Origin of the sequence: Streptomyces sp. NPDC006339 (assembly GCF_040612775.1) — a bacterium.
Taxonomy (GTDB): domain Bacteria; phylum Actinomycetota; class Actinomycetes; order Streptomycetales; family Streptomycetaceae; genus Streptomyces.
Genome location: NZ_JBEXQW010000065.1, coordinates 22,303 through 42,342, shown reverse-complemented (window position 1 = coordinate 42,342; position 20,040 = coordinate 22,303). Strand labels below are relative to the sequence as shown.

Below are 20,040 nucleotides of genomic sequence, written 5' to 3'. Positions count from 1 at the left end.
GCCGCCGCCAAGTCCGAGCGCGTCTCCGCCGGAGGTGACGGGGAGGCCCTGACCTTCTTCGGCGCCGCCGCCAAGTGCTTCGCCTCCGACGTCGCGATGGAGGTCACCACCGACGCCGTCCAGCTCCTCGGCGGCTACGGCTACACCCGCGACTACCCCGTCGAGCGCATGATGCGCGACGCCAAGATCACCCAGATCTACGAAGGCACCAACCAGGTCCAGCGCATCGTCATGGCCCGCAACCTCCCGTAGGACCTTTACGGAACCCCACGGCCCCCGGCACGAAAGCGCCGGGGGCCGTGGTGCGGGCGGGGGCCGCTCAGAAGCGCTCGACCTTCTCGCCGTCCGGCACCTGGTAGCAGCCGGACGTGAGGAACACGTTGAGGTTCGGCCGGGCGTCCTTCGCGAAGTGGGCGATCTTGACGCCGTACTTCTTCGCGTCGTGGTCGGCGGTGATCGTGACGTTCTGGTTCTTGCTGTTGTCGGGGCCGTAGGCGACGATCTTCCAGCCGTGCTTCGGCATCTCCTCCTTGAGCCGCTCCATGACGCCGTCGAGCTGCTCGGGAGAGGCCGGGGTGAAGGTCCACGGGTGGAAGACCGTGAAGTACTTCTCCGGGTCCTTGTCCGAGCACTCCGAGACGCCGGCCCTGGTCTTGGTCGTCGTCCCCTTCAGGCCGATCAGGTCGAAGAGCTCGCTGGAGACCTTCTCCGCCTGGTCGGCCGCCTGACTGGTGGTGCTGGTGCCGGCGGACGGGAGGCTGTCGGACTCGTGGGTGTCAGTCATGCTGCATCCGGTGAGGGTCGAGAGGACGAGGGACGCCAGGAGCGCGGACGCACCCGGGTTGATCTTCATCTAGCGCACTCCAGGAGTGGGGTTCGGCGGCGGCTTCAGGTCCGCGTTGTCGCCCTTGCCGGCGACCACGAGGCCCTGGTTCCGGAGGCTCTCGGTGCCTTCCTTCCAGTAGTCACTATGGCCTTCGGTGTCCGTGGCCAGTTGGTTGGCACCGAAGCGCTGGTCACTGGGGATCGTCCACGGGCCGTCCCAGTCGGTCCCGCCGTGTCCGAACCGGCCGATGTCCGGGACGGGGTCCCCCTTGGCCTCCTGGTTCCAGACATGACCCTTGGGCACGTCCATCTGCTCGGCCTTGGGCACCTGCACGCCGGGGCTGCCGGCCAGGATCACGTCGTCCGCGTTCAGATGGCCCTGTCGGGCCGCCGAGCCGATGAGGGTCGTGCCGTACGAGTGGCCGATCGCCGTGCGGTGCGGTTCCGAGTCGACCGCGCGCGACGCGTCGAGGCCGTCCATGAAGCGGTTGTACGCGGGGGCACCGTCATTGGCGTAGTGGCTGAAAGGGGCGTCCTTGACGATGTCCTGGGGGGCGTCGTAACCGAGCCAGGTGATGGTGGAGACCGAGCCGTTGTTCGCACCGGCGGCCACCCGCCAGACGTTCTCCATCCGCCCGATGTCCCCGCCGACGCTGCCCAGGTTCGAGGTCGTGCCCGGCACGTAGACCGCCTGGTGGTCGGCCGTGTCGGGGTTGCCGTTGGCGACGATCGCCCGGCCGTTGCCCTCCGCGTTGAAGCCGAGCAGATACGCCTCGGGCAGCCCCCGCTCACCCGTCCTGTCGAAGCGCGCCTGGATCGCGTTCATGCCGTTCAGGGATTTGTTGAGCTGCTCGTAGCGGTCCCCGTACTGCCGGTGCCACTCCATCCACTCGTCGGTGTGGACCTTCACCGGGAATCTCCCCGCCGTGATCCACGTCCACTCGTTGGCCGGCGGCTTCGGGATGGAGTTCAGCTCCGTCTGGTACTGGCCGTGCTTCTCCGCGAGGACGACGCGGTTGGCCTCGTCGCGCACCGGCGACGGCAGTCCGTCGAGCGCGCCGACGGTGTCGGGACGCAGGGACAGCCAGGCCGCCTGCTGCTCCTCGGTGAGCCCCTTCCACCACGACGCGTTGTCCTTCGGGCTGCCGTCCTTGGGCGGTTGCGGCAGGGAGGCGAGATAGCTGTTGCCCGCCTCGCGGGTCCCGCCCATGTCCGACTGGGCGTCGGCCCAGTCCCCGTCCGAGACCTTCAGGTCGTCGTCCGCCTTCAGTGCCCGCAGCTTCGGCGCCCACTTGGCGTCCGCGTCCGTCGCCTCCTTCAGCGCCTCGGCGATCCGGTCCGCGAAGGCGAGCGCCTTGCCGTAGTGCGGGTTGGGGTGGATGTTGACGGCCTGGCGTTCCAGGGCGTCCGCCGTGGGACTGCCGCCACCGGCGCTGCCGGTCACCGTCCCGCCGTCGGCCGGCTTGTCGGCGCCCGGTTTCGCGCCGGCCGGGAAGCCGACCGAGCCGTCCGGGTGCACCGTGCAGCCGGCGGCGTGGGCGTCCTCGATCGCCGCGTCCAGCTTCTTCTTGGCCGCCGCCATGTCGAAGGCGAAACCGTTCAGGGCGGTGCTCACCAGGCCGCATTCGGTCTGCGCGTAGTGGAAGTTCTTCGACAGTTCCTTGAGCTCGGCCAGGGCGGCGGTCGCCGCCTCGCCCTTGAGCTGGGCGCGGATGCCCGCGGAGACCTGGTTGTCGATCACGTCCTTGGCCGTGCCGGCCATGGCGCCGACGGCCCGGTAGCCGTCCGCGGCCTCCTCGTACTCCGTGGGCTTGAAGCCCTTCAGGGTCTGCAGGTCCACGGTCCCGTCACCGTCCCTGCGCCTGGCCGCCGACGGGCGCGGTGTCCGCGTACTTCGCCGTGAGGCCGCCGAGCTCCCCGACGAGGGCCTGGTCGGGCTTCGACAGGTCGTGCCCCGACGTCTGCAGCAGTCCGCCCAGCGCCTCGCAGCGGCCGCTCACGTCACCCACGTACTTCTTCCAGGAGTCGTACAACTCCTTCTGCGCCGCCGCGCTCTGGCAGCCGCCGGTGTCACCCAGCCCCGCCTGTCCGCAGTCGAGCGCCGATAACGCCTTGGCGACATCGGCCTTGAGACCCGAGACGCCCTCACCGGCCTTCACCCAGGCCCGCTTCTCCGTCTTCAGCTCCTCGGAGGCCCCGCCGGCCGGGGCGCCGCCTCCCGGGTCGGCCGGTAACTGGTTCAGCCGCATCGAGGGGGAGTGCTCCTCGGAACGTCCCGCCACCACCTCGGCCTTGAGCTGCTCCCATTCGTCCCACGCCATACGTGAAACCTCCCCGTTTCCCCGTGTCCGCGTCGTTTCCCGATCCCGGGAGCCTCCCGGGACCCGCCGCCATACTCCCGGGTTCGGCGCCCCCGGGGAGGCGAAACCGGACACTCACCGAACACTTCGGCGCGGAAACCGGACAGGAGTGCGTCGAGAGCGTGTTCCCGTCGGCGGTACCGTGGGGGACGGGCCGCAGGTCCTGGGGTTTCCGGGCGGTCGTGCCCGTGTCCGTCCGACCCAGTGAGGCCACCACCGATGACCGGCGAGTCCGCCATGCCCCGCTTCCGACCGCTCGACTCCGGCCGGCTGCTCACCGCGCTGCGGGGCGCGATCCTGCTGCTCGCCGCCGGCGCGGTCCTGATGATCGTGCGGCTGCCGTGGATCGGCGACATGGGCGTGCACGCCGCCACCGTCGAGCGGCTGCGGCACGACCTGGTCCACCCCGGCAACCCGATGGTCGACTCGCCCACCGACAGCCCGTACTACTCGCCCTGGACGGTCTGCCTGGCCCTCTTCGCCAAGGCGACCGGCCTGGACACCTTCGACGTGCTGCGCTGCGCCGCGGTCGTCGGCCTGCTCCTCCTGGCGTTCGGCGTACGGCAGTTCGTCCGCACCCTCAGCCCGCACCCGGCCGCGCCGCCGCTCGCCGTGCTGTGCCTGCTGCTGCTGTGGGGCGTCAAGCCGTTCATATGGAGCGGCTTCCTCGGCCTCACCTCCCTCTCGGCGAACGCCTCGTACCCGAGCACCTTCGCCACCGGCCTCGGCTTCCTCCTCCTCGCCCTGCTCACCCACGCCCTGCGGCGCCCCGACACCGGATTCGCCGCCTACGCGGGCCTGGGCGCGCTCTGGGCGGTGCTGACGCTGAGCCACCAGTTCACGGGTGTCGTCTTCACCTTCGGCGCCCTCGGTGTCCTGGTCACGGCCCGCGCCGGCTCCGCCCGGGTCCTGCTGCCGCGGCTCGCCGCCGCCCTCGCCGTGGGGCTCGCGATCCTCGCCGTCTGGCCGTACTACTCCTTCTTCGCACTGCTGGGCGCGGGCGGTCTCGAGGAGATACACCAACCGCTCTACCAGCACACCCTGGTCCGGTTCGGCCTCGTCCCGCTCGGTGTGCTGGCCCTGGCGCTGCGGCTGCGCCGGGACCGGCGCGACCCGCTGGTCGTCTGGTTCGCGCTCGGCCTGGTGACGGTCGCCGCCGGCGCGGCGCTCGACAAGTGGTCGCTCGGCCGCACCGAGCCCGCGGTGGTCATGCCCGCGCAGATCGCCGCCGCGCTGTGCGTCCTGGAGAGCGGCGCGCGCCGCTTCCGCGCGGCGTTCGCCGCGGTGCTGACCGCGGCTCTCGCGGTAGGCCTGTGGGCGCAGCGCGACGCGGTGACCTTCGTCGTCCGCGAGGACGCGCTGCCCGCGGCCGTCACCGCCGGCGCCTGGAAGGTCTGGGAGCCGCCGGCGTGGACGACCCGGTACACCGCGTACGGGGACGTCGTGCTGACCGGCGACCAGGGGGCGGCGATCACCCTGCCCGCGTACGGCGGCTACACCGTCGGGACCGGCTATCCGGACTTCTTCCTGCCGGACGAGGACCGGCGCGACGCCGACACCGAGCGCTACTTCGCCCCCGGCACCCCGCGCGAGGAGCGCCTGGCCGTCCTGCGCCGCTACGACGTGCGGTGGGTGCTCCAGCGGCCCTCGCGCGGCGGGCTCCCGGCCGGGGACCCCGCCCTGCGCGAGGCGGGCCGGGGCCCGGACGGCCGGGTCCTCTACGAGGTCGTCGACGAAGTGGTCGGCCAGGCGACCGGCCAAGCGCCCGGTCGGGCGGGCGCCGCCGGGGCGGTCAGCGGTCCGAGGTGACCGTCACCGGCTCGTCGTTCTGGATCTCCTTGACGAGCTGCTTCACCTTCGGCATGTCCCACTTCAGGGAGCCCTGCGGTGCGCCGCCGCTGATCGGGATGTTCATCGACTTCCCGTCGCCGCCGCTGATGCCCTTCATCGCGAAGAACATCTTCGCCAGGTCGTAGAGCGACATGTCCTTGTCCACGATCAGCGTGTCCAGGCCCGCGCCCAGCGTCGGGTACAGCGTGAACGGGTTGAGGATCGTGCCCGGCGTCGCGGCCTGGTTGGCCAGCGCGGACAGGAACTTCTGCTGGTTCTTGGTCCGCGCCAGGTCCGACTCGGCGAAGGCGTAGCGGGTCCGCACGAACGCGAGGGCCTGCTCGCCGTTCAGGGTCTGCTGCCCGGCCTGGAAGTCGGCGCCGGACTTCTTGTCCTTGAAGCCCTTCTCGATGTTCATCTCGACACCGCCGAGGGCGTCGACGATGTTCGCGAAGCCGGCGAAGCCGATCTCCGCGTAGTGGTCGATGCGCAGCCCGGTGTTGTACTCGACCGTGCGGACGAGCAGCTCGGGGCCGTCCATCGCGTACGCCGCGTTCAGCTTGGAGCCGCCGCGCGCGCCGTACTGCTTGCCGGACTCCGAGCCCACGAAGGACGGGATCGTCACCCACGAGTCGCGGGGCAGCGAGATCATCGTGTTCCCGCTGGAGCAGGCCGCCAGGATCATCATCGAGTCGGTCCGCTTGCCCTCGGCGGAGCCGGTGTGCAGCTTCTTCTTCTCCTCGGCCGACATGCCCTCGCGGCTGTCGGAGCCGACGATCAGATACGTGGTGCAGTCGCCCTCGGCGGGCCGCTCGATCACCTTGGCGAGATCGACCTCGTTCCGCATCTGCGAGCTGGCCCAGGCGTAGGTGCCGACGCCCCAGGCGAGCACCGCGACGACGAGGACGGCCGAGCCGACCTTGATCCGGCGGCGCCAGTCGGGTGCGGGGGAGCCCGGCGCGCCGCCGGGGCGGGGCGAGTACTGCGGCGGTACGGTGCCGTGGCCGCCGCCCTGCGCGCCCCGGCCGCCGCCCGGGCCCTGCGGGGCGCCGTAGACCTGGCCGCTGCTGTAGCCGGAGTCGTAACCGGACGCCTGGGCCTGCGTGAAGTTGGGGTTGTAGCCCTGGTCGTACTGCGGCTGCTGCTGCGCCTGCGGGTACGGCTGCTGCTGCGGGGGGACCTGCGGACGCCGCACATGGCGCATCCGGCGAGGCCCCTCGGGCTGGGCGTCGGGCCACTCATTCATGCGGAACAGTCTGCCGTTCCGCCCGGCCGGCCCGACAGGGCGGGTGGGGAATCGGGTCGGCGCTGTTGCCAAGCTGATGCAAAGCGGACGGCGTCGCGACCGGCCCGGGGGCCGGGCATAAGGTAGAGGGCATGACAGATCAGGGCGACATCCCGGGCAAGCCCACCTCGGCGTCCCGCACCACCCTCAGCCACATCATGACCAGCCACGACACCAACCTTCTGGGGACGGTGCACGGCGGCGTGATCATGAAGCTGGTGGACGACGTGGCGGGCGCGGTCGCGGGCCGGCACTCGGGCGGTCCCGCCGTCACCGCCTCCATGGACGAGATGGCCTTCCTGGAGCCGGTCAGGATCGGCGATCTGCTGCATGTGAAGGCCCAGGTCAACTGGACCGGCCGGTCCTCCATGGAGGTCGGCGTCCGGGTCATGGCCGAGCGCTGGAACGAGTCCACGCCCGCGACCCAGGTCGGCTCCGCCTACCTCGTCTTCGCGGCCGTCGACGCGGACGGCAAGCCCCGGCGGGTCCCGCCGGTCATCCCGGAGACGGAGCAGGACAAGCGCCGCTACCAGGAGGCCCAGATCCGCCGCACCCACCGCCTGGCCCGCCGCCGCGCGATCATGGACCTCCGCGAACGCCGCGCGGCCGAGGGCTACCCGGACTGACCGGCCCCGGCCCGAGTACCCGGCGAACCGAGCCACAAAATCACGGGCATGTCACCTGGTCGCCGGTGACCGCGTCGAACGGGCCCTTCTGGGTCTCCCGTGCCCGCACCGGTGTGACGCCCCGGTAGTCCGCGCCCACCGTCACCCGCAGGGTGCCGCCCTGGCCCTGTACGGGGCGCAGTTCGGCGCCCGGGAGGGCGGCGGCCAGGGACTTCGCCGAGCGGTCCCAGCCCGGGTCGTACTCGATGAGGGTGCGCGGGTGGGCCCGGTTCGGTCCGGCGGTCCTCGGGGCGCGGGTCGTGTCGAAGCCGGTGCCCCGCAGCGCCGCGTCGACCCGGCCGCCGAGCCCGTCCGTGCGGGTGCCGTTGTAGACCTGGACCCGGATCGTCCGGGGCGCGACGTCCACGTCGACGGGGCGCGGCCCCTGGGTGGCGGGTGGCCGGGCCGGGGCGAGGGGCCGGTCCTCGCGCAGCGACTGGAACAGTTTCTGCGCCTTCGCCGCGTCCCACTTCACGGTCGAGCCGATGCCCTTCACGGGGTAGCTCATGTCGCCGAGGGGCACGGACACGAATTCCGACGACGCCGGTGTGAAGCCCCGCATCGCCTTGGCCAGGGCCAGCATCTGTTCCGTACCGAAGCCCTCGTCGGCCCGCACGGAGCTCAGCGTGGTCGCCGCGACCTGGCGGAACCGCACCGGGTTGAGCAGGACGCCGCTGCTGGTGATGCGGTCGATGAGCGCGGCCAGGAACCTCTGCTGGCGCTGCATGCGCCCGATGTCGGCCGCTCCGTCGACGTGGCGGGCGCGCACGTACTGGAGTGCCTGCCCGCCGTCGAGCTCGTGCGGTCCGGCGGCGAGGTCGAGCCCGGTGTAGGAGTCCTTGAGCGGCTTGGCGGTGCAGATCCGCACGCCGCCGACCGCGTCGACCGTCTTCATGAAGCTGGTGAAGTCGACCTCCAGGTAGTGGTCGATCTTCACGCCGGTCATCGACTCGACGGTCCGTACGGTCAGTGCGGGCCCGCCCTCGGCGTAGGCGGCGTTCAGCTTCACCGGGTGCGCGTCGTGGTGGCGGCCGGTGGTGAGGTCGGTGTGCGCGGGCATCTCGGCGTACGAGTCGCGGGGGAGCGACACCACGCTCGCCCGCTCGCGGTCCTCGGAGATGTGGACGAGCAGGACGGTGTCCGTGCAGTGGCAGGGGGCGCCGCCGAGCCGGTACTTCCGGCGTTCCTCCTCGGTGATCCGGTCGCGGCCGTCGGTGCCGACGACCAGGACGTTCATCCCGTGTCCGGCCTGGGGGCGGTTCTTCATGTCCTTGAAGGGGTCGACGCGGGTGATGCCGGTGTCGAGGCCGGTCACCACCGCGTGCCCGATGCCTCCGGCGGCGAGCACCACCACCGAGAGCGTGGTCGCCATCCGCATTCCCCACCGGGGCCGTCTGGGGCGGCGCCGCCGGCGGACCGGTGCGGGGCGGGCCGGGAGCCGAGGCGGACGGGGCGTGCGGGGCGGTGTGGGCACCGGGGGACACCTCCGCGGTGGGACAGGGGGGACCGTGAGCACCGTAGGCCCATACGATCAGCGCCACACCGCATCGGGACCGGAGGCGCGCGTTCGTGTCCCCCGTTCGCGGTAACGTGGCGGACGATGAACGCCACGCCCCCTGTCTCCGTGATCATGCCGGTCCTCAACGAGGAGCGGCATCTGCGCAACTCGGTCCGCCACATCCTCGAGCAGGAGTACGACGGCGAGATGGAGGTGGTGATCGCGCTCGGCCCGTCCACGGACCGCACCGACGAGATCGCCGCCGAGCTCGTCCGCGAGGACCCCCGGGTGCACACCGTGCCGAACCCGACGGGCCGCACCCCGGCCGCCCTCAACGCGGCGATCAAGGCTTCCCGCCATCCGATCGTGGTCCGCGTCGACGGTCACGGCATGCTGTCGCCGAACTACATCGCGACCGCCGTCCGTCTCCTGGAGGAGACGGGCGCGCAGAACGTGGGCGGCATCATGCACGCCGAGGGCGAGAACGCCTGGGAGGACGCGGTCGCCGCCGCGATGACCTCCCGGATCGGTGTGGGCAACGCGTCCTTCCACACGGGCGGCGCGGCGGGCCCGGCCGAGACGGTCTATCTGGGCGTGTTCCGCCGGGAGGCCCTGGAGCAGCAGGGCGGCTACAACGAGGAGTTCATCCGCGCCCAGGACTGGGAGCTGAACTTCCGCATCCGCGAGGCGGGCGGTCTGATCTGGTTCTCGCCGGAGCTGCGCGTGCGGTACCGGCCGCGGCCGAGCGTCCGCGCGCTGGCGAAGCAGTACAAGGACTACGGCCGCTGGCGGCACGTGGTGGCCCGCTACCACGAGGGTTCGATCAACCTGCGCTATCTGGCGCCGCCGGTCGCGGTCTGCGCGATCGCCGCAGGCGTCGTGGTGGGGGCCACCCTCACCCCGCTCGGCCTGCTGGTCCCGGCCGGCTATCTGGCCGCCATCACCCTGGGCTCCGTCCCGGCGGGCAAGGGCCTGTCCCTGAAGGCGCGGCTGCAGATCCCGGTGGCCCTGGCGACCATGCACATGTCGTGGGGCTTCGGCTTCCTCACCAGCCCCCGCTCCCTGGCCCGGAAGGTCATCGCGAGCAGGCGCGAGGCGGTCACGGCGTAGCGGCCGGAGACGTTCGTCGTACGACGGTGGCCGGGCCCCTCCCTGGGGCCCGGCCACCGTCGTACGCCACCGCCGTGTCCCGGCGCCGGTCAGCGGGTCAGCTCTTGCCGTCCCAGCGGTAGACCGAGTAGACGTCCATGCAGGCGGTCTTGCTGGACGCGCCCTCGGGCAGGTCGCCCGCCTCGACCGTCGGCCGTTTGTACGTGCCGCCCTCGCGCCAGTCCGAGCCGATCACGAGCGTGATGTCCGACACCTTGGCGTCCGGGCGGACCGCCGTGGCCGGCAGGCCGAGCGAGGTGGCCACGGACAGGGCGTTCGCCTTGCCCTGGTCGCCGGCGCTCTTGGGGTAGAGGACCACGCTGTCCTTGCGCGGCTGGGCGTCCCGGGAGGCGTCGGCCCGGGTGAAGCCCTTGCCCTTCAGCTTCTCGGCGATCGAACCGGCCCGGCCCTCGGCGGGTGCCTGGCCGTCGCCGGCGGTGCCGTTGACGACCGTGACCGGGAAGGAGCCGGGCGCCTCGGCGGTCGCCGACGGCTTCGCGGAGGCGCTCGGCTTGGGCTTGGCGTCGGCCGGGTCGCCGTTCTTGTCGAAGGCGACGTCCTCGCGGAGCATCGACCACATCTTGTCGGCCGAGGACGGGACCATCTGGAGCCACGCCCTCGGGTTGCCCGGGTAGGGCTGCGTCGGCACGGTGGCCGTCGTGAGCCGGTCCAGCTTCACGTTCTTCAATTGCATCGACAGGTCGAAGAGCCGCTTCACCGACTTGATCTCGTCGGAGACGACCAGTGCCCGGGTGGCGGCGTCCGCGAGGCCCATGAGCCGGCCGGTGTCGGTCCAGGCGTTCTGCTCCTGGAGCTTCTTCATCATGCCGTTCATGTACATGTGCTGGGCCTTGGCGCGGTTCTGGTCGCTGCCGAACGCGTGCCGGGTGCGCAGCCACTGGAGGGCCTGCTCGCCCTTGACCTCGGTGGTGCCCTTGGGCAGCTTCAGGCCGGAGCCGCCCTTCTGGTCCCGGGTCGACTTGTCGTGGACGCCGGTGGTGACGCAGACCGGGACGCCGCCGACCTCGTCGGCCATCGCCACCACGCCCGCGAAGTCGATCATCATCCAGTGGTCGATGTAGACCCCGGTGAGCGTCTCCCAGGTGGTCAGGGTGCAGCCGGGGCCGCCGCGGCTCAGCGTCTCGTTGATGGGCCGGTTGGTGGTGGCCGGGTAGGTCTGCCCGCCGTCCGTGCACTTGGGGATGGGGACGACCGTGTCGCGCGGGATGGAGATGATCGAGGCGTTCTTGCGGTCCGCCGAGACGTGCAGCAGCATCTGCACGTCGGCGAGCGGCTTGCGGTCCCGCTGGTCCTTGCCGCCGCCGAGGGCGACGTTCTTGTCGTCCTTGCGGCTGTCGGAGCCGATGAGGAGGATGTTGAGCGGGGTGTCGCCCAGCGCGTTCGGCTTGGCCTTCTCCACGCCGCTGTCGCCGCCCGCGCGGCTGCCGCCGCGGAGGTTGTCGTTGAGTTTCTTGTAGTACAGGTATCCGGCGCCCGCCGTGCCGAGTATCAGCAGCGACAGCGTCGCGGCCACCCAGCGCAGCACCTTGCGCTTGCCCGCTTTCCTGGCCCGCCGGCGCGGCCCGCTCCGGCGGTGGCCCCGGCGGGTGCCGGCGTCGCCGTCGCCCCCTCCGCGACCGCCTCCGTCGGCGCCGTGACCGGCTCCCTGACCGGCCTCCTGACCGGAGTCGCCGCCGTCGCCGGCGGCGGTCCCGTCGTCGAAGGAGCCGCCCCGCGCGCGGCGCGAGCGGGGCACGGTGCGGCCCGGGCGTCCGCCCGGACCGGTGTCGCCGGCCCTGTCCTCGTAGAGACTCTCGTCCCAGCCCAAGTCGCGGGGGTGCGTGACGCGTTCCCGCGTCCCCTCCCCACCCACGCCGTTCTGTCCCACCCCTGGTCTCCTCGTCACTCAGGTGCGCCCCAAGTCCCGGCTCCGCCGGGTCACTTGGCGCACACCTGCTTGTCTGCCGTCTGCGCACCCTCCGGCGCCTTCGCCGGACCGGTGAGGGGCACCCCCGCGCCCTTGAAGTCCGCGCCGAGGACGAGCGTCATGGGCTCGCGCTCCCCGGCGTCCTGCGTGCCCGGCCGGAGAGCCGAGGCGGGCAGGCCCATCAGGTCCGCGAGCTTGCGGGCCTGGTCGGCTTGGTTCGGTGCGTACGTCAGTGTGGTCTTCGCCGCCTTCTCGGGGGCGTTGCTCTTGTTGGTGGACCGCGTCACACCGTGCTCGTTCTGCAGCCAGTCGATGGTCTTCTGCGCCGCGCCCGTGAGGCCGCTGCCGTTGTAGACGTCGACGCGGACCTCGCGGGCGGTGGAGCGCGCGCCCTTCAGGAGCGCCGCCTGGGCGTCGGCCTGGGCGTTCTTGGCGTCCTGCTCCTTCTTCTTCACCTCGGTGAGCGAGGTGTCGGACTTCATCATGGCGAAGAGCCGCGGTGCCTCGGCCGGGTCGGGGACGACCGTGACCGGGGTGGGCTCGGCCGGGTTGTCGATGACCGGCATGGTCAGGAAGGTGATGTTCTTGGTGTCGATCCGGGTCAGCTCCATGGCCAGGGACTTGAGCTTCGAGATGCTCCCTATCCCGGTGTCGACCGTGAGGGCGTTGGTCGCGGCCTCGGCGAGGTCGTAGAGCTTGCTCGGCGAGGTCAGGGTGTCGTCCGACTTCATCTGCCGGATCATCGAGCTCAGGAACTGCTGCTGGATCTTCATGCGGTCGAGGTCGCTCTTGTTGCCGAAGCTGGAGCGGGTGCGGACGAAGGCGAGGGCCTGCTCGCCCATGATCGTCGACTCGCCCTTGGGCAGCTTCAGATGCGACTTCGGGTCGTCGATCGGCCGCTCGACGCAGACCTTCACACCGCCCACGGCCGTCGTCATCTCCTTGACGGCGTTGAAGTCGGCCATCATGAAGTGGTCGACGGTCAGGCCGGTGATCTCCTTGACCGTGCGCATGGTGCAGCCGGGGTCACGGCCGGACTGGCCGAGGCTCGTGTTGAAGCGGACCCCGGACTGGGCGGGGATGGTCTTGACCGTGCCGTCGGGCTGCTTGGTCTCGCACTCCGGGATGTCGGTCATCAGGTCGCGCGGGATGGACATCGCCGTGGCGTTCGTCCGGTCCTTGGAGACGTGGAAGAGGATCGTGGTGTCGGCATGGCCGGGACTGTTCTTGTCTCCGTAGCCGCTGTTGCCCTCACCGGTCCGCTTGTCGGTGCCGATGAGAAGGATGTTGAAGGCGGCGTCCTTCTTGAAGCCGCCGTCGCTGCCGCCCGCGATCTCGATGGTGTTGATGTTGTTGTCGAAGTGCTCGTAGAGCGCGTACGCGCCGGCGGCGCCGCCCACGAGCACGAAGGCCATGGTGCCGCCGGTCCACATCAGGACCTTCTTCTTGCGGGACTTCGCCGGCTTCCGCTTGCGGCGGCTCGGCTGGCCGGGCCGTTCACCGGGCTCGGCGGCCCGGCGGCGGCGCTGCCCGGGGACGGGCGGGATCGTCTCGGTGAGGCGGTCCTGCGCTCCGCGGTCCTGCGTGCCACGATCCCGCGTTCCCCGGCCCTGCGCTCTGCGGGTCGGCGGGGGGACGGTGCCGGGCGTGCCGGGGCGCGAAGCGGACGGGGTGTGCGGCGACTGCCCAGCGGAGTGGTCCAGTCGCAGTTCGTAGTTGCCGGTCTGCGGGTTGAGCACCCACTGGTCGGCGGGGTCGATCTCGTCCGCCCGTCCACGGCTGTGCGCGTCCACGGTTACTTGAGTCCTCCGTCGGTGCCACGCGAGGCGCCTCCCCCTCGGGCGCTCGGTCGTTCGATCCATAGAGTGCGCGACCACGTGGTCGGGTGCACCGGATCGCGTCACACTATCCGCCCAGTTCAGCGTGGGGCGACGTCCGTGACAAATTCCACGCCCCTTACAACCGGGCAATTTGCTCAAACCTCATGCACTTCCACCCTCCCCTTGGTCACGCCTTTACGAATCGCGCCCCGCACGCCTCACCGGCACACCCCCTCCGCCGCGTTCCGTCCCGGGTAGGAGGGCGCCACCGACGCGTTCGGACCGTCCGCCTCCGGCTTCCCGGTGCCGCCCGGCCGGACGGTCACCGGCCGGTCGGCCCGGATCCGGGCGAAGAGTTCGTTCGCATCGGGCTGCACCAGTTCGTCCCGGTTCGCGTTGTACGTGTACGGGCGCCGCGGCACCGTGAGGAACTGCACCTTCTCGGTCGGGATCGCCCGCATCGACCGCGCCAGGTCGTACAGGTCCCGCATCGAGTCGAGACCGGGATCGGTCGTGATCGACTTGGTGGCCGCGTCCAGGACCGGATAGAGCCGGGTCGGGTTGAGCAGCACGCCGTCGCTCTGCACCTTGTTGACCAGGGCGCCGAGGAACTGCTGCTGGCGGTCCATCCGCTCGGTGTCGCTGCCGTTGCCGAGCGACTTGCGGGCGCGGACGAAGCCCAGCGCCTGTTCCCCGCGGAGCGTCTGGCGCCCGGCCGGCAGCTTCAGATGGGCGTCGGCGTCGTCGATCGGCTCGTCGAGGCAGATCTCCACCCCGTCCACGGCGTCGACCATCTTCTTGAAGCCCTGGAAGTCGATCACCATGTGGTGGTCGATCCGGATGCCGGTCAGCTTCTCGAGGGTGCGGATCGTGCACGCCGTACCGCCGAACTCGAACGCGAAGTTGAACTGGGCGAATATGGCGGGGCCGCGCGTCCCGTCCGGCTTCGTGCAGCTCGGGATGCGCACCATCAGGTCGCGCGGGATCGACACCGCCGTCGCGCTCGCACCGCGCGCCGAGAGGTGCAGCAGGATCGTGGTGTCCGAGCGCTGGGTGCCCTTGTCCCGCCCGTACTCCCGGTTGCCCGCGCCCGCGCGCGTGTCGGAGCCGATCAGCAGGATGTTCCGCGCCGCGTTGACCGCCGCCGACGGCCGCTCCTTCTCGTACTTGAGGAGTTCCGCGGCGGCGGTGGTGTCGGTGGTGATGTTGCCGTCGAGCTTGCGGTAGAGCCACCAGCCGGTGCCGGCCGCGGCGAGCACCACGACCGCCGCGCCGAGAGCGGTCCAGCGCAGCCAGTGCCGCTCGCGTCCGCCTTCGCCTTCGGCTCCGGCCTCCGCGGGCGTGTCTGCGCTGTCCGTCACGTCTGGGTCCGTCCCTCGATGGCGTCTTCGGGCGCCGGCCGGCCGTCGTCGCTGAAGGAGACGGCCGATCCGGGCGCGTGGTTCTGCGGAAGGCGTCGGTACCCCCCGGCCGATCATGTACCGGAGTCGGCGCCGGAGCCCGGGGACTCGGCGCGTCGATGGGCCGTACGGGTGGCCGGGGGGTGTGAGGCGGTGCGGTGCGTGCGGGTGCGGGCGTGCGGTGCGCGGGTGGCCGGGGACGGAGGCGGGCGGCCGGGGGTGGGCGCTGGGGTCAGTCCACGAGGGTGACGGTGACCCGCTCGCTCTCCACCCGCTTGGCCAGCCCTTCCGCCCCGAGCTGGTCCAGGTGGCGGCACAGGACCACCGACGCGCCGGTCGCGAGCGGTGCGTACAGCCCGGCCGAGACGCCGGCCCAGCCGTCGTACGAGCGCCCGGTCAGCAGCCGCGCGCCCGGGCTGAGCCCCAGCTCGGCGGCGTCCGTGCGGGCGCGCTCGACGAGCTGCACGCCCGTCAGTTCCATACCGTCGACGACGAGCGCGGGCGCACCCGGATCGACCGGTACGAACGGGGCGAAACGGTCGCCCTGGCTCGGCACCTCGACCGCGTAGTCCACGTAGCCGGCGGGCGGTTCGGGGAAGCGGCGCCCCAGCGGGGCGAGGGAGAGCGCGATCCGGTCTCCCGAGCAGGCGAGGCCCGCCTCCAGGGCGTCCGGCCCGGCGACCACGTAGTCGGCGTCGGCCGGGTCGCCGCCCACCTCGGCGGTCACTCCGACGGACGCGCAGGCGAGCAGCCAGACGGCGGTCTGCCAGTGCGCGGGCAGCAGCAGCGCGAGCCGGTCGCCGGGCGAGGCGGACAGTTCGCCCTGGAGCAGGTTGGCGGTCTTCGCCACCCAATTGGCGAAGGTGGCCACCGACAATTCCACGCGTTCACCGGTGGCGTCGTCGTAGAAAGTGACCAAGGGTCGGGTCGGGTCCGCGGCGAGCGCGGATCGCAGCAGGTCGGCGGGGGTGCGGTCGCTGGCGTTCACGCGGGCTAGCGTACGCGCGGCCGCCGGCCGGGTCCTCCGTACCGGTGACCCCGTACTCCGGTCGGCCCGATGAGGCGTCAGTTTCCCTTCCCGTTCCCGCCGAGCGGAACGTTCGTCCGCTGCGGACGATCGCTCCATGCGTGTTCACCTCGCCTCCTCGATCGCCGTCACCTGTGCGGCGGCACTCGCCCTGCCGCTCACCCTCGCGACCCCGGCCCTGGGCGCGGTCACGACACCGCCCGGTGCTCGCGGGGCCGCGACCGACCCGGCCGGTCCAGCGGATCCGGCCGCCTCGGCGGACCCAGCCGCGCGGTTCGCGGGCGCGTCCGCGAGCCCGCTCCCGGCGTTCGGCAGCGCGGCGACCGGCGCCCCGGCGGCCGGTACCGCGGTGTCCGGTACCGCGGCGCCCTGGGGCGTGCCGGCGGGGGACGTCGCCGGTTCCACGCAGTCGCTGCCGCTCGAACCGCTCGCCCCCGAGTCCCGGAGCCGGGCGTTCGGGACCGCCGAACCGGTGGAGGAGCAGGGTCTCGCCCGACAGGACGTCAGGCCGTTCTCGCTGGTCGGCGTGGTCTGGGACGACGCCCAGGCCCCGCTGCACGGCACCGTGCAGGTCCGCACCCGCGCCACGGCGGACGGCGTCTGGTCCGACTGGCAGGACGTGGAGACCCACAACGACGAGCACGGCGCCGACCCCGCCACGGCCGAGGGCCGTTCGGGCGCCCTGCACGGCTCCACCGCACCGCTGTGGGTCGGCGACTCGGACGGGGTCGAGGTCCGCGTACGCCCGGAGGAGCACGCCGCGGAGGTGCCGCTCCCGGCCGGTCTGCGCCTCGAACTGGTCGACCCCGGACCGGACCCGGCCGCCGAGGCCCCGCAGAGCCGGGCCCTCGCCCCGGCGGCCGCTGCCGAGGCCCTGCCCGCGCTCACCCGCGCCCAGACCCTCGCCGCGCTGCCGGACGCCGCGCCCGCCGCTCCCGCCGCGAAGCCGTACATCGGCCCCCGGCCGAAGATCATCACCCGCAAGGGCTGGGGCGCGGACGAGAAGATCCGCGAGAAGGGCTTCGTCTACACCAAGACGATCAAGGCGGCCTTCGTCCACCACAGCGCCACCGGCAACAACTACACCTGCAAGCAGGCCCCCTCCATCCTGCGCGGCATCTACCGCTACCACGTGAAGAGCAGCGGCTGGCGGGACTTCGGCTACAACTTCGCCGTCGACAAGTGCGGAAACATCTACGAGGGCCGCGCGGGCGGCGTCGCCAAGCCCGTGCTCGGCGCCCACACCCTCGGCTTCAACACCAACAGCATGGGCATCGCGGTCCTCGGCTCCTACGGCAGCACCAACCCGCCGGCCGCCGTCGTCACCGCCATCGCACGGCTGACCGCGTGGAAGCTGGGGCTGCACGGGGTGAATCCGAAGGGCAAGACGTATCTCACCTCGGGAGGCGGAAACCTCTACAAGAAGGGCAAGAAGGTCAAGTTCAACGCCATCGCCGGACACCGCGACGGCTTCGCCACCGAGTGCCCGGGCGGGCGCCTCTACGGCAAGCTCGGCACCGCCCGTAGCACCTCGGCGAAGTACCAGGGAAGGCGCTGATGGGGTCGGGGACTCAACCATCTGCATAAACTGACCGGTCATATCGTACGGACGGCGCGCGAAGCACCACCCCGGCGACGAGACCGGACCCGAACAGGAAGCAGAGACGACAGGTGACCGAAGCGATTCTCCTGGTCGGTGGCAAAGGCACCCGGCTGCGTCCCCTGACGGTCAACACGCCCAAACCGATGGTCCCCGCGGCCGGCGTGCCCTTCCTGACGCATCAGTTGGCCCGGGCCCGGGCGGCCGGCGTGGACCACATCGTCCTCGCCACCTCCTACCTCGCGGAGGTCTTCGAACCGCACTTCGGGGACGGCTCGGCGCTCGGCCTCAGCATCGAGTACGTCACCGAGGAGGAGCCCCTCGGCACCGGCGGCGCGATCCGCAACGTCGCCTCCCGGCTGCGGTCGGGGCCCGAGGACCCGGTCCTCATCTTCAACGGCGACATCCTCACCGGCCTCGACATCGGCGCCCTCGTCGCCACCCACCAGTCCTCCGGCGCGGACGTCTCCCTCCACCTCACCCGGGTCGAGGACCCCCGGGCCTTCGGACTCGTCCCGACGGACGAGACCGGGCGCGTCACGGCCTTCCTGGAGAAGCCGCAGACGCCCGAGGAGATCGTCACCGACCAGATCAACGCCGGGGCGTACGTCTTCCGCCGCTCGGTCATCGACACGATCCCGACCGGCCGCCCGGTCTCCGTCGAACGCGAGACCTTCCCCGAGCTGCTGGCCTCCGGCGCGCACCTCCAGGGCATGGTCGACTCCACGTACTGGCTCGACCTCGGCACCCCGCACGCCTTCGTCCGCGGCTCCGCCGACCTCGTCCTCGGCCGCGCCCCGTCCCCGGCGGTCCCGGGCCGCTGCGGCGACCGCCTGATCCTGGACACGGCCACGGTCGCCCCCGACGCCAAGCTGACCGGCGGCACGGTCATCGGCCCCGGCGCCGTCATCGGCTCCGGCGCCCGCATCACCGGCTCCACGGTCCTGGCCGACGCCGTCGTCGAACCCGGCGCCGTCATCACCGACTCCCTCATCGGCACGGCCGCCCGCATCGGCGCGCGTACGGTCCTGACGGGGGCGGTCATCGGCGACGGGGCGGACGTGGGCGCGGACAACGAGCTGCGGGACGGCATCCGCGTCTGGTGCGAAGCCAAACTCCCCCCCGCCGCAGTCCGCTTCTCCTCCGACCAGTAGCCCCACCCGCTGCCCGCCGTCGTGGGCCTTCGCTCCCCTGGGATGCGGCGGCCCTCCCCAACGGCGCTGCGCACCGCCGCCGCCCGGGCCGGCGCCCGCCCGGTACCTCCGCCGCGGGCCTTCGCCCCACTCCGTTGTGGGCATTCGTTCCGCTGGGGCGGAACGGGTGGGCACAACGGAACGGTGCCCTTTGCCGGGCCTAGGCTCCTGGTGCTTTGACCCGCACCCCTGGTGCGGCACCGTCGTGGTGCGGGCAGGTGCAGGTGCGGAACGCGCCCGCAAGGGCGCCGTCCCGTGTGCCCACCCGTCCCGCCCTGCGGGACGATTGCCCACACGGGCGGGGCATAGGGCCACGCGGGCGGGGGCGGCGGGCCGCACGGGCGGGGCGCCAGCCCAGCGGGGCGCTGTCTCAGCGGCGCGGCGGCCCGCACCACGACGGCGCCGCCCCCCCCCCGTGAGGGGGACGTCACACCGGGGCCCCATCGGGGGCGGGGCGGATAGGCTCGGCGGCATGGCCGGCCGTTTCGCCCCCCGCACCCCCACCACGCGCACCACCATCCGCGGCGGCCACATCCCCGTACCCCACACCCGCACCCACGCCCACGCCCACGCCGACGACCTCGACCTCGACCTCGGCCTCACGCTCGGCCCCCTGCGCCGCGGCCCCGCCGACCCCACGTTCCGGGCCACGCCCGACGGCTCCGTCTGGCGGGCCAGCCGCACCCCGGACGGCCCCGGGACCCTGCGGGTCCGGCTCCGGGGCGGCACGGCGCAGGCCGAGGCGTGGGGCCCCGGCGGCCCCTGGCTCCTCGACCGGCTCCCCGCACTGCTCGGCGCCGACGACGACCCCACCGCCTTCGTGCCCCGCCACAAGTTCCTCGCCCTGACCCACCGCGCCCGCCGCGGCCTGCGCCTCACCCGCACCGGCCTCGTACTGGAGTCGCTGATCCCGTCGATCCTGGAGCAGAAGGTCACGACGCACGAGGCGTACGCCGCCTGGCGGCTGCTCGTACGGAAGTACGGCGAGCCCGCCCCCGGCCCCGCCCCGGACGGCATGCACGTGATGCCCGACGCCCGCACGTGGGCGATGATCCCGTCCTGGGAGTGGCACCGCGCGAACGTCGACGGCAAGCGCTCCGCCACGATCGTGCGCGCCGCCCGGGTGGCGGCCCGCCTGGAGGAGGCCGCCCACATGGCGCCGGCCGACGCCCGCCGGCGCCTCGAACTGATCCCCGGCATCGGCCCCTGGACCTCCGCCGAGACGATCCAGCGCAGCAACGGCGCCCCGGACGAGGTCACGACCGGCGACCTCCACCTCCCCGGCATCGTCGGCTGGGCCCTCGCCGGCGACCGCACCGCCGACGACGCGGCGATGCTGGAGCTGCTCGCCCCCTACGAGGGCCAGCGCCACCGGGCCGCCCGCCTGATCCTGCTCAGCGGCCGGGTCCCGCCCCGCCGGGCGCCCCGGATGACGCCCGGCGACATCAGGTCCATCTGAGG

General features: G+C 72.3%; 16 protein-coding genes. 7 read left to right on the top strand and 9 right to left on the bottom strand.

The features are described 5' to 3' along the window. A partial coding sequence (locus ABZ135_RS34685; RefSeq protein WP_356693835.1) for an acyl-CoA dehydrogenase family protein occupies nucleotides 1–252 on the top strand: 252 nt, incomplete at its 5' end. Between the two features lie 67 nt (nucleotides 253–319). Here ABZ135_RS34685 and ABZ135_RS34680 read toward each other — a convergent pair. From ABZ135_RS34680 to ABZ135_RS34670, 3 genes are read right to left on the bottom strand one after another with little or no spacing between them, the layout of a single operon-like run. Beyond that, nucleotides 320–853 (bottom strand): hypothetical protein, encoded by a 534-nt coding sequence (locus ABZ135_RS34680; protein ID WP_356701650.1) that lies wholly within the window; start codon nucleotides 851–853, stop codon nucleotides 320–322. After that, nucleotides 854–2,665, bottom strand: coding sequence for an alpha/beta hydrolase (locus ABZ135_RS34675; protein WP_356701648.1), 1,812 nt, complete (start codon nucleotides 2,663–2,665; stop codon nucleotides 854–856). 7 nt (nucleotides 2,666–2,672) lie between these two features. Beyond that, nucleotides 2,673–3,146 carry a hypothetical protein gene (locus tag ABZ135_RS34670; RefSeq protein WP_356701647.1) on the bottom strand — a complete coding sequence of 158 codons (474 nt, stop codon included), beginning with the start codon at nucleotides 3,144–3,146 and terminating at the stop codon, nucleotides 2,673–2,675. A 258-nt stretch (nucleotides 3,147–3,404) separates the two neighbouring features. On the opposite strand from ABZ135_RS34670, the gene ABZ135_RS34665 reads away from it, so the two are divergent. Beyond that, nucleotides 3,405–4,994 carry a hypothetical protein gene (locus tag ABZ135_RS34665; protein WP_356701645.1) on the top strand — a complete coding sequence of 530 codons (1,590 nt, stop codon included), beginning with the start codon at nucleotides 3,405–3,407 and terminating at the stop codon, nucleotides 4,992–4,994. Here the strand turns inward: ABZ135_RS34665 and ABZ135_RS34660 are convergent. Continuing rightward, the gene (locus ABZ135_RS34660; RefSeq protein ID WP_356701656.1) at nucleotides 4,978–6,219 is read right to left on the bottom strand and encodes an LCP family protein; all 1,242 of its coding nucleotides are present in this window, start codon (nucleotides 6,217–6,219) and stop codon (nucleotides 4,978–4,980) included. The genes ABZ135_RS34665 and ABZ135_RS34660 overlap by 17 nt on opposite strands. A gap of 173 nt (nucleotides 6,220–6,392) precedes the next feature. On the opposite strand from ABZ135_RS34660, the gene ABZ135_RS34655 reads away from it, so the two are divergent. Then, nucleotides 6,393–6,926: an acyl-CoA thioesterase gene (locus tag ABZ135_RS34655; RefSeq protein ID WP_356701643.1), complete on the top strand. Its 534-nt coding sequence runs from the start codon at nucleotides 6,393–6,395 to the stop codon at nucleotides 6,924–6,926. Between the two features lie 40 nt (nucleotides 6,927–6,966). Here ABZ135_RS34655 and ABZ135_RS34650 read toward each other — a convergent pair whose 3' ends face one another. After that, nucleotides 6,967–8,343 (bottom strand): LCP family protein, encoded by a 1,377-nt coding sequence (locus tag ABZ135_RS34650; RefSeq protein WP_356701641.1) that lies wholly within the window; start codon nucleotides 8,341–8,343, stop codon nucleotides 6,967–6,969. Nucleotides 8,344–8,565: 222 nt separating this feature from the next. Between ABZ135_RS34650 and ABZ135_RS34645 the strand changes: the two genes are divergently transcribed. Further along, nucleotides 8,566–9,573, top strand: coding sequence for a glycosyltransferase family 2 protein (locus ABZ135_RS34645; protein ID WP_356701639.1), 1,008 nt, complete (start codon nucleotides 8,566–8,568; stop codon nucleotides 9,571–9,573). 97 nt (nucleotides 9,574–9,670) lie between these two features. Here ABZ135_RS34645 and ABZ135_RS34640 read toward each other — a convergent pair whose 3' ends face one another. The 4 genes from ABZ135_RS34640 to ABZ135_RS34625 all read right to left on the bottom strand — a co-directional run bounded on the left by ABZ135_RS34640 (nucleotide 9,671) and on the right by ABZ135_RS34625 (nucleotide 15,747). Beyond that, a complete protein-coding gene (locus tag ABZ135_RS34640) occupies nucleotides 9,671–11,500 on the bottom strand; it encodes an LCP family protein (RefSeq protein ID WP_356701637.1) in 1,830 nt (609 codons plus the stop codon). Between the two features lie 50 nt (nucleotides 11,501–11,550). Then, complete coding sequence (locus ABZ135_RS34635; protein ID WP_356701635.1) at nucleotides 11,551–13,332, bottom strand: LCP family protein; 1,782 nt, start codon at nucleotides 13,330–13,332, stop codon at nucleotides 11,551–11,553. Between the two features lie 245 nt (nucleotides 13,333–13,577). Further along, complete coding sequence (locus tag ABZ135_RS34630; RefSeq protein ID WP_356701633.1) at nucleotides 13,578–14,720, bottom strand: LCP family protein; 1,143 nt, start codon at nucleotides 14,718–14,720, stop codon at nucleotides 13,578–13,580. A 271-nt stretch (nucleotides 14,721–14,991) separates the two neighbouring features. Next, nucleotides 14,992–15,747, bottom strand: a complete 756-nt coding sequence (locus ABZ135_RS34625; RefSeq protein WP_356701631.1) for a TIGR03089 family protein — start codon at nucleotides 15,745–15,747, stop codon at nucleotides 14,992–14,994. 136 nt (nucleotides 15,748–15,883) lie between these two features. On the opposite strand from ABZ135_RS34625, the gene ABZ135_RS34620 reads away from it, so the two are divergent. The 3 genes from ABZ135_RS34620 to ABZ135_RS34610 all read left to right on the top strand — a co-directional run bounded on the left by ABZ135_RS34620 (nucleotide 15,884) and on the right by ABZ135_RS34610 (nucleotide 20,038). Beyond that, entirely contained in the window at nucleotides 15,884–17,344 is a 1,461-nt protein-coding gene (locus tag ABZ135_RS34620; protein ID WP_356701629.1) for a peptidoglycan recognition protein, read from the top strand. Between the two features lie 113 nt (nucleotides 17,345–17,457). After that, nucleotides 17,458–18,540, top strand: a complete 1,083-nt coding sequence (locus ABZ135_RS34615; RefSeq protein WP_356701627.1) for an NDP-sugar synthase — start codon at nucleotides 17,458–17,460, stop codon at nucleotides 18,538–18,540. A gap of 511 nt (nucleotides 18,541–19,051) precedes the next feature. Next, entirely contained in the window at nucleotides 19,052–20,038 is a 987-nt protein-coding gene (locus ABZ135_RS34610) for a DNA-3-methyladenine glycosylase 2 family protein (RefSeq protein WP_356701625.1), read from the top strand. Nucleotides 20,039–20,040: the final 2 nt, after the last annotated feature.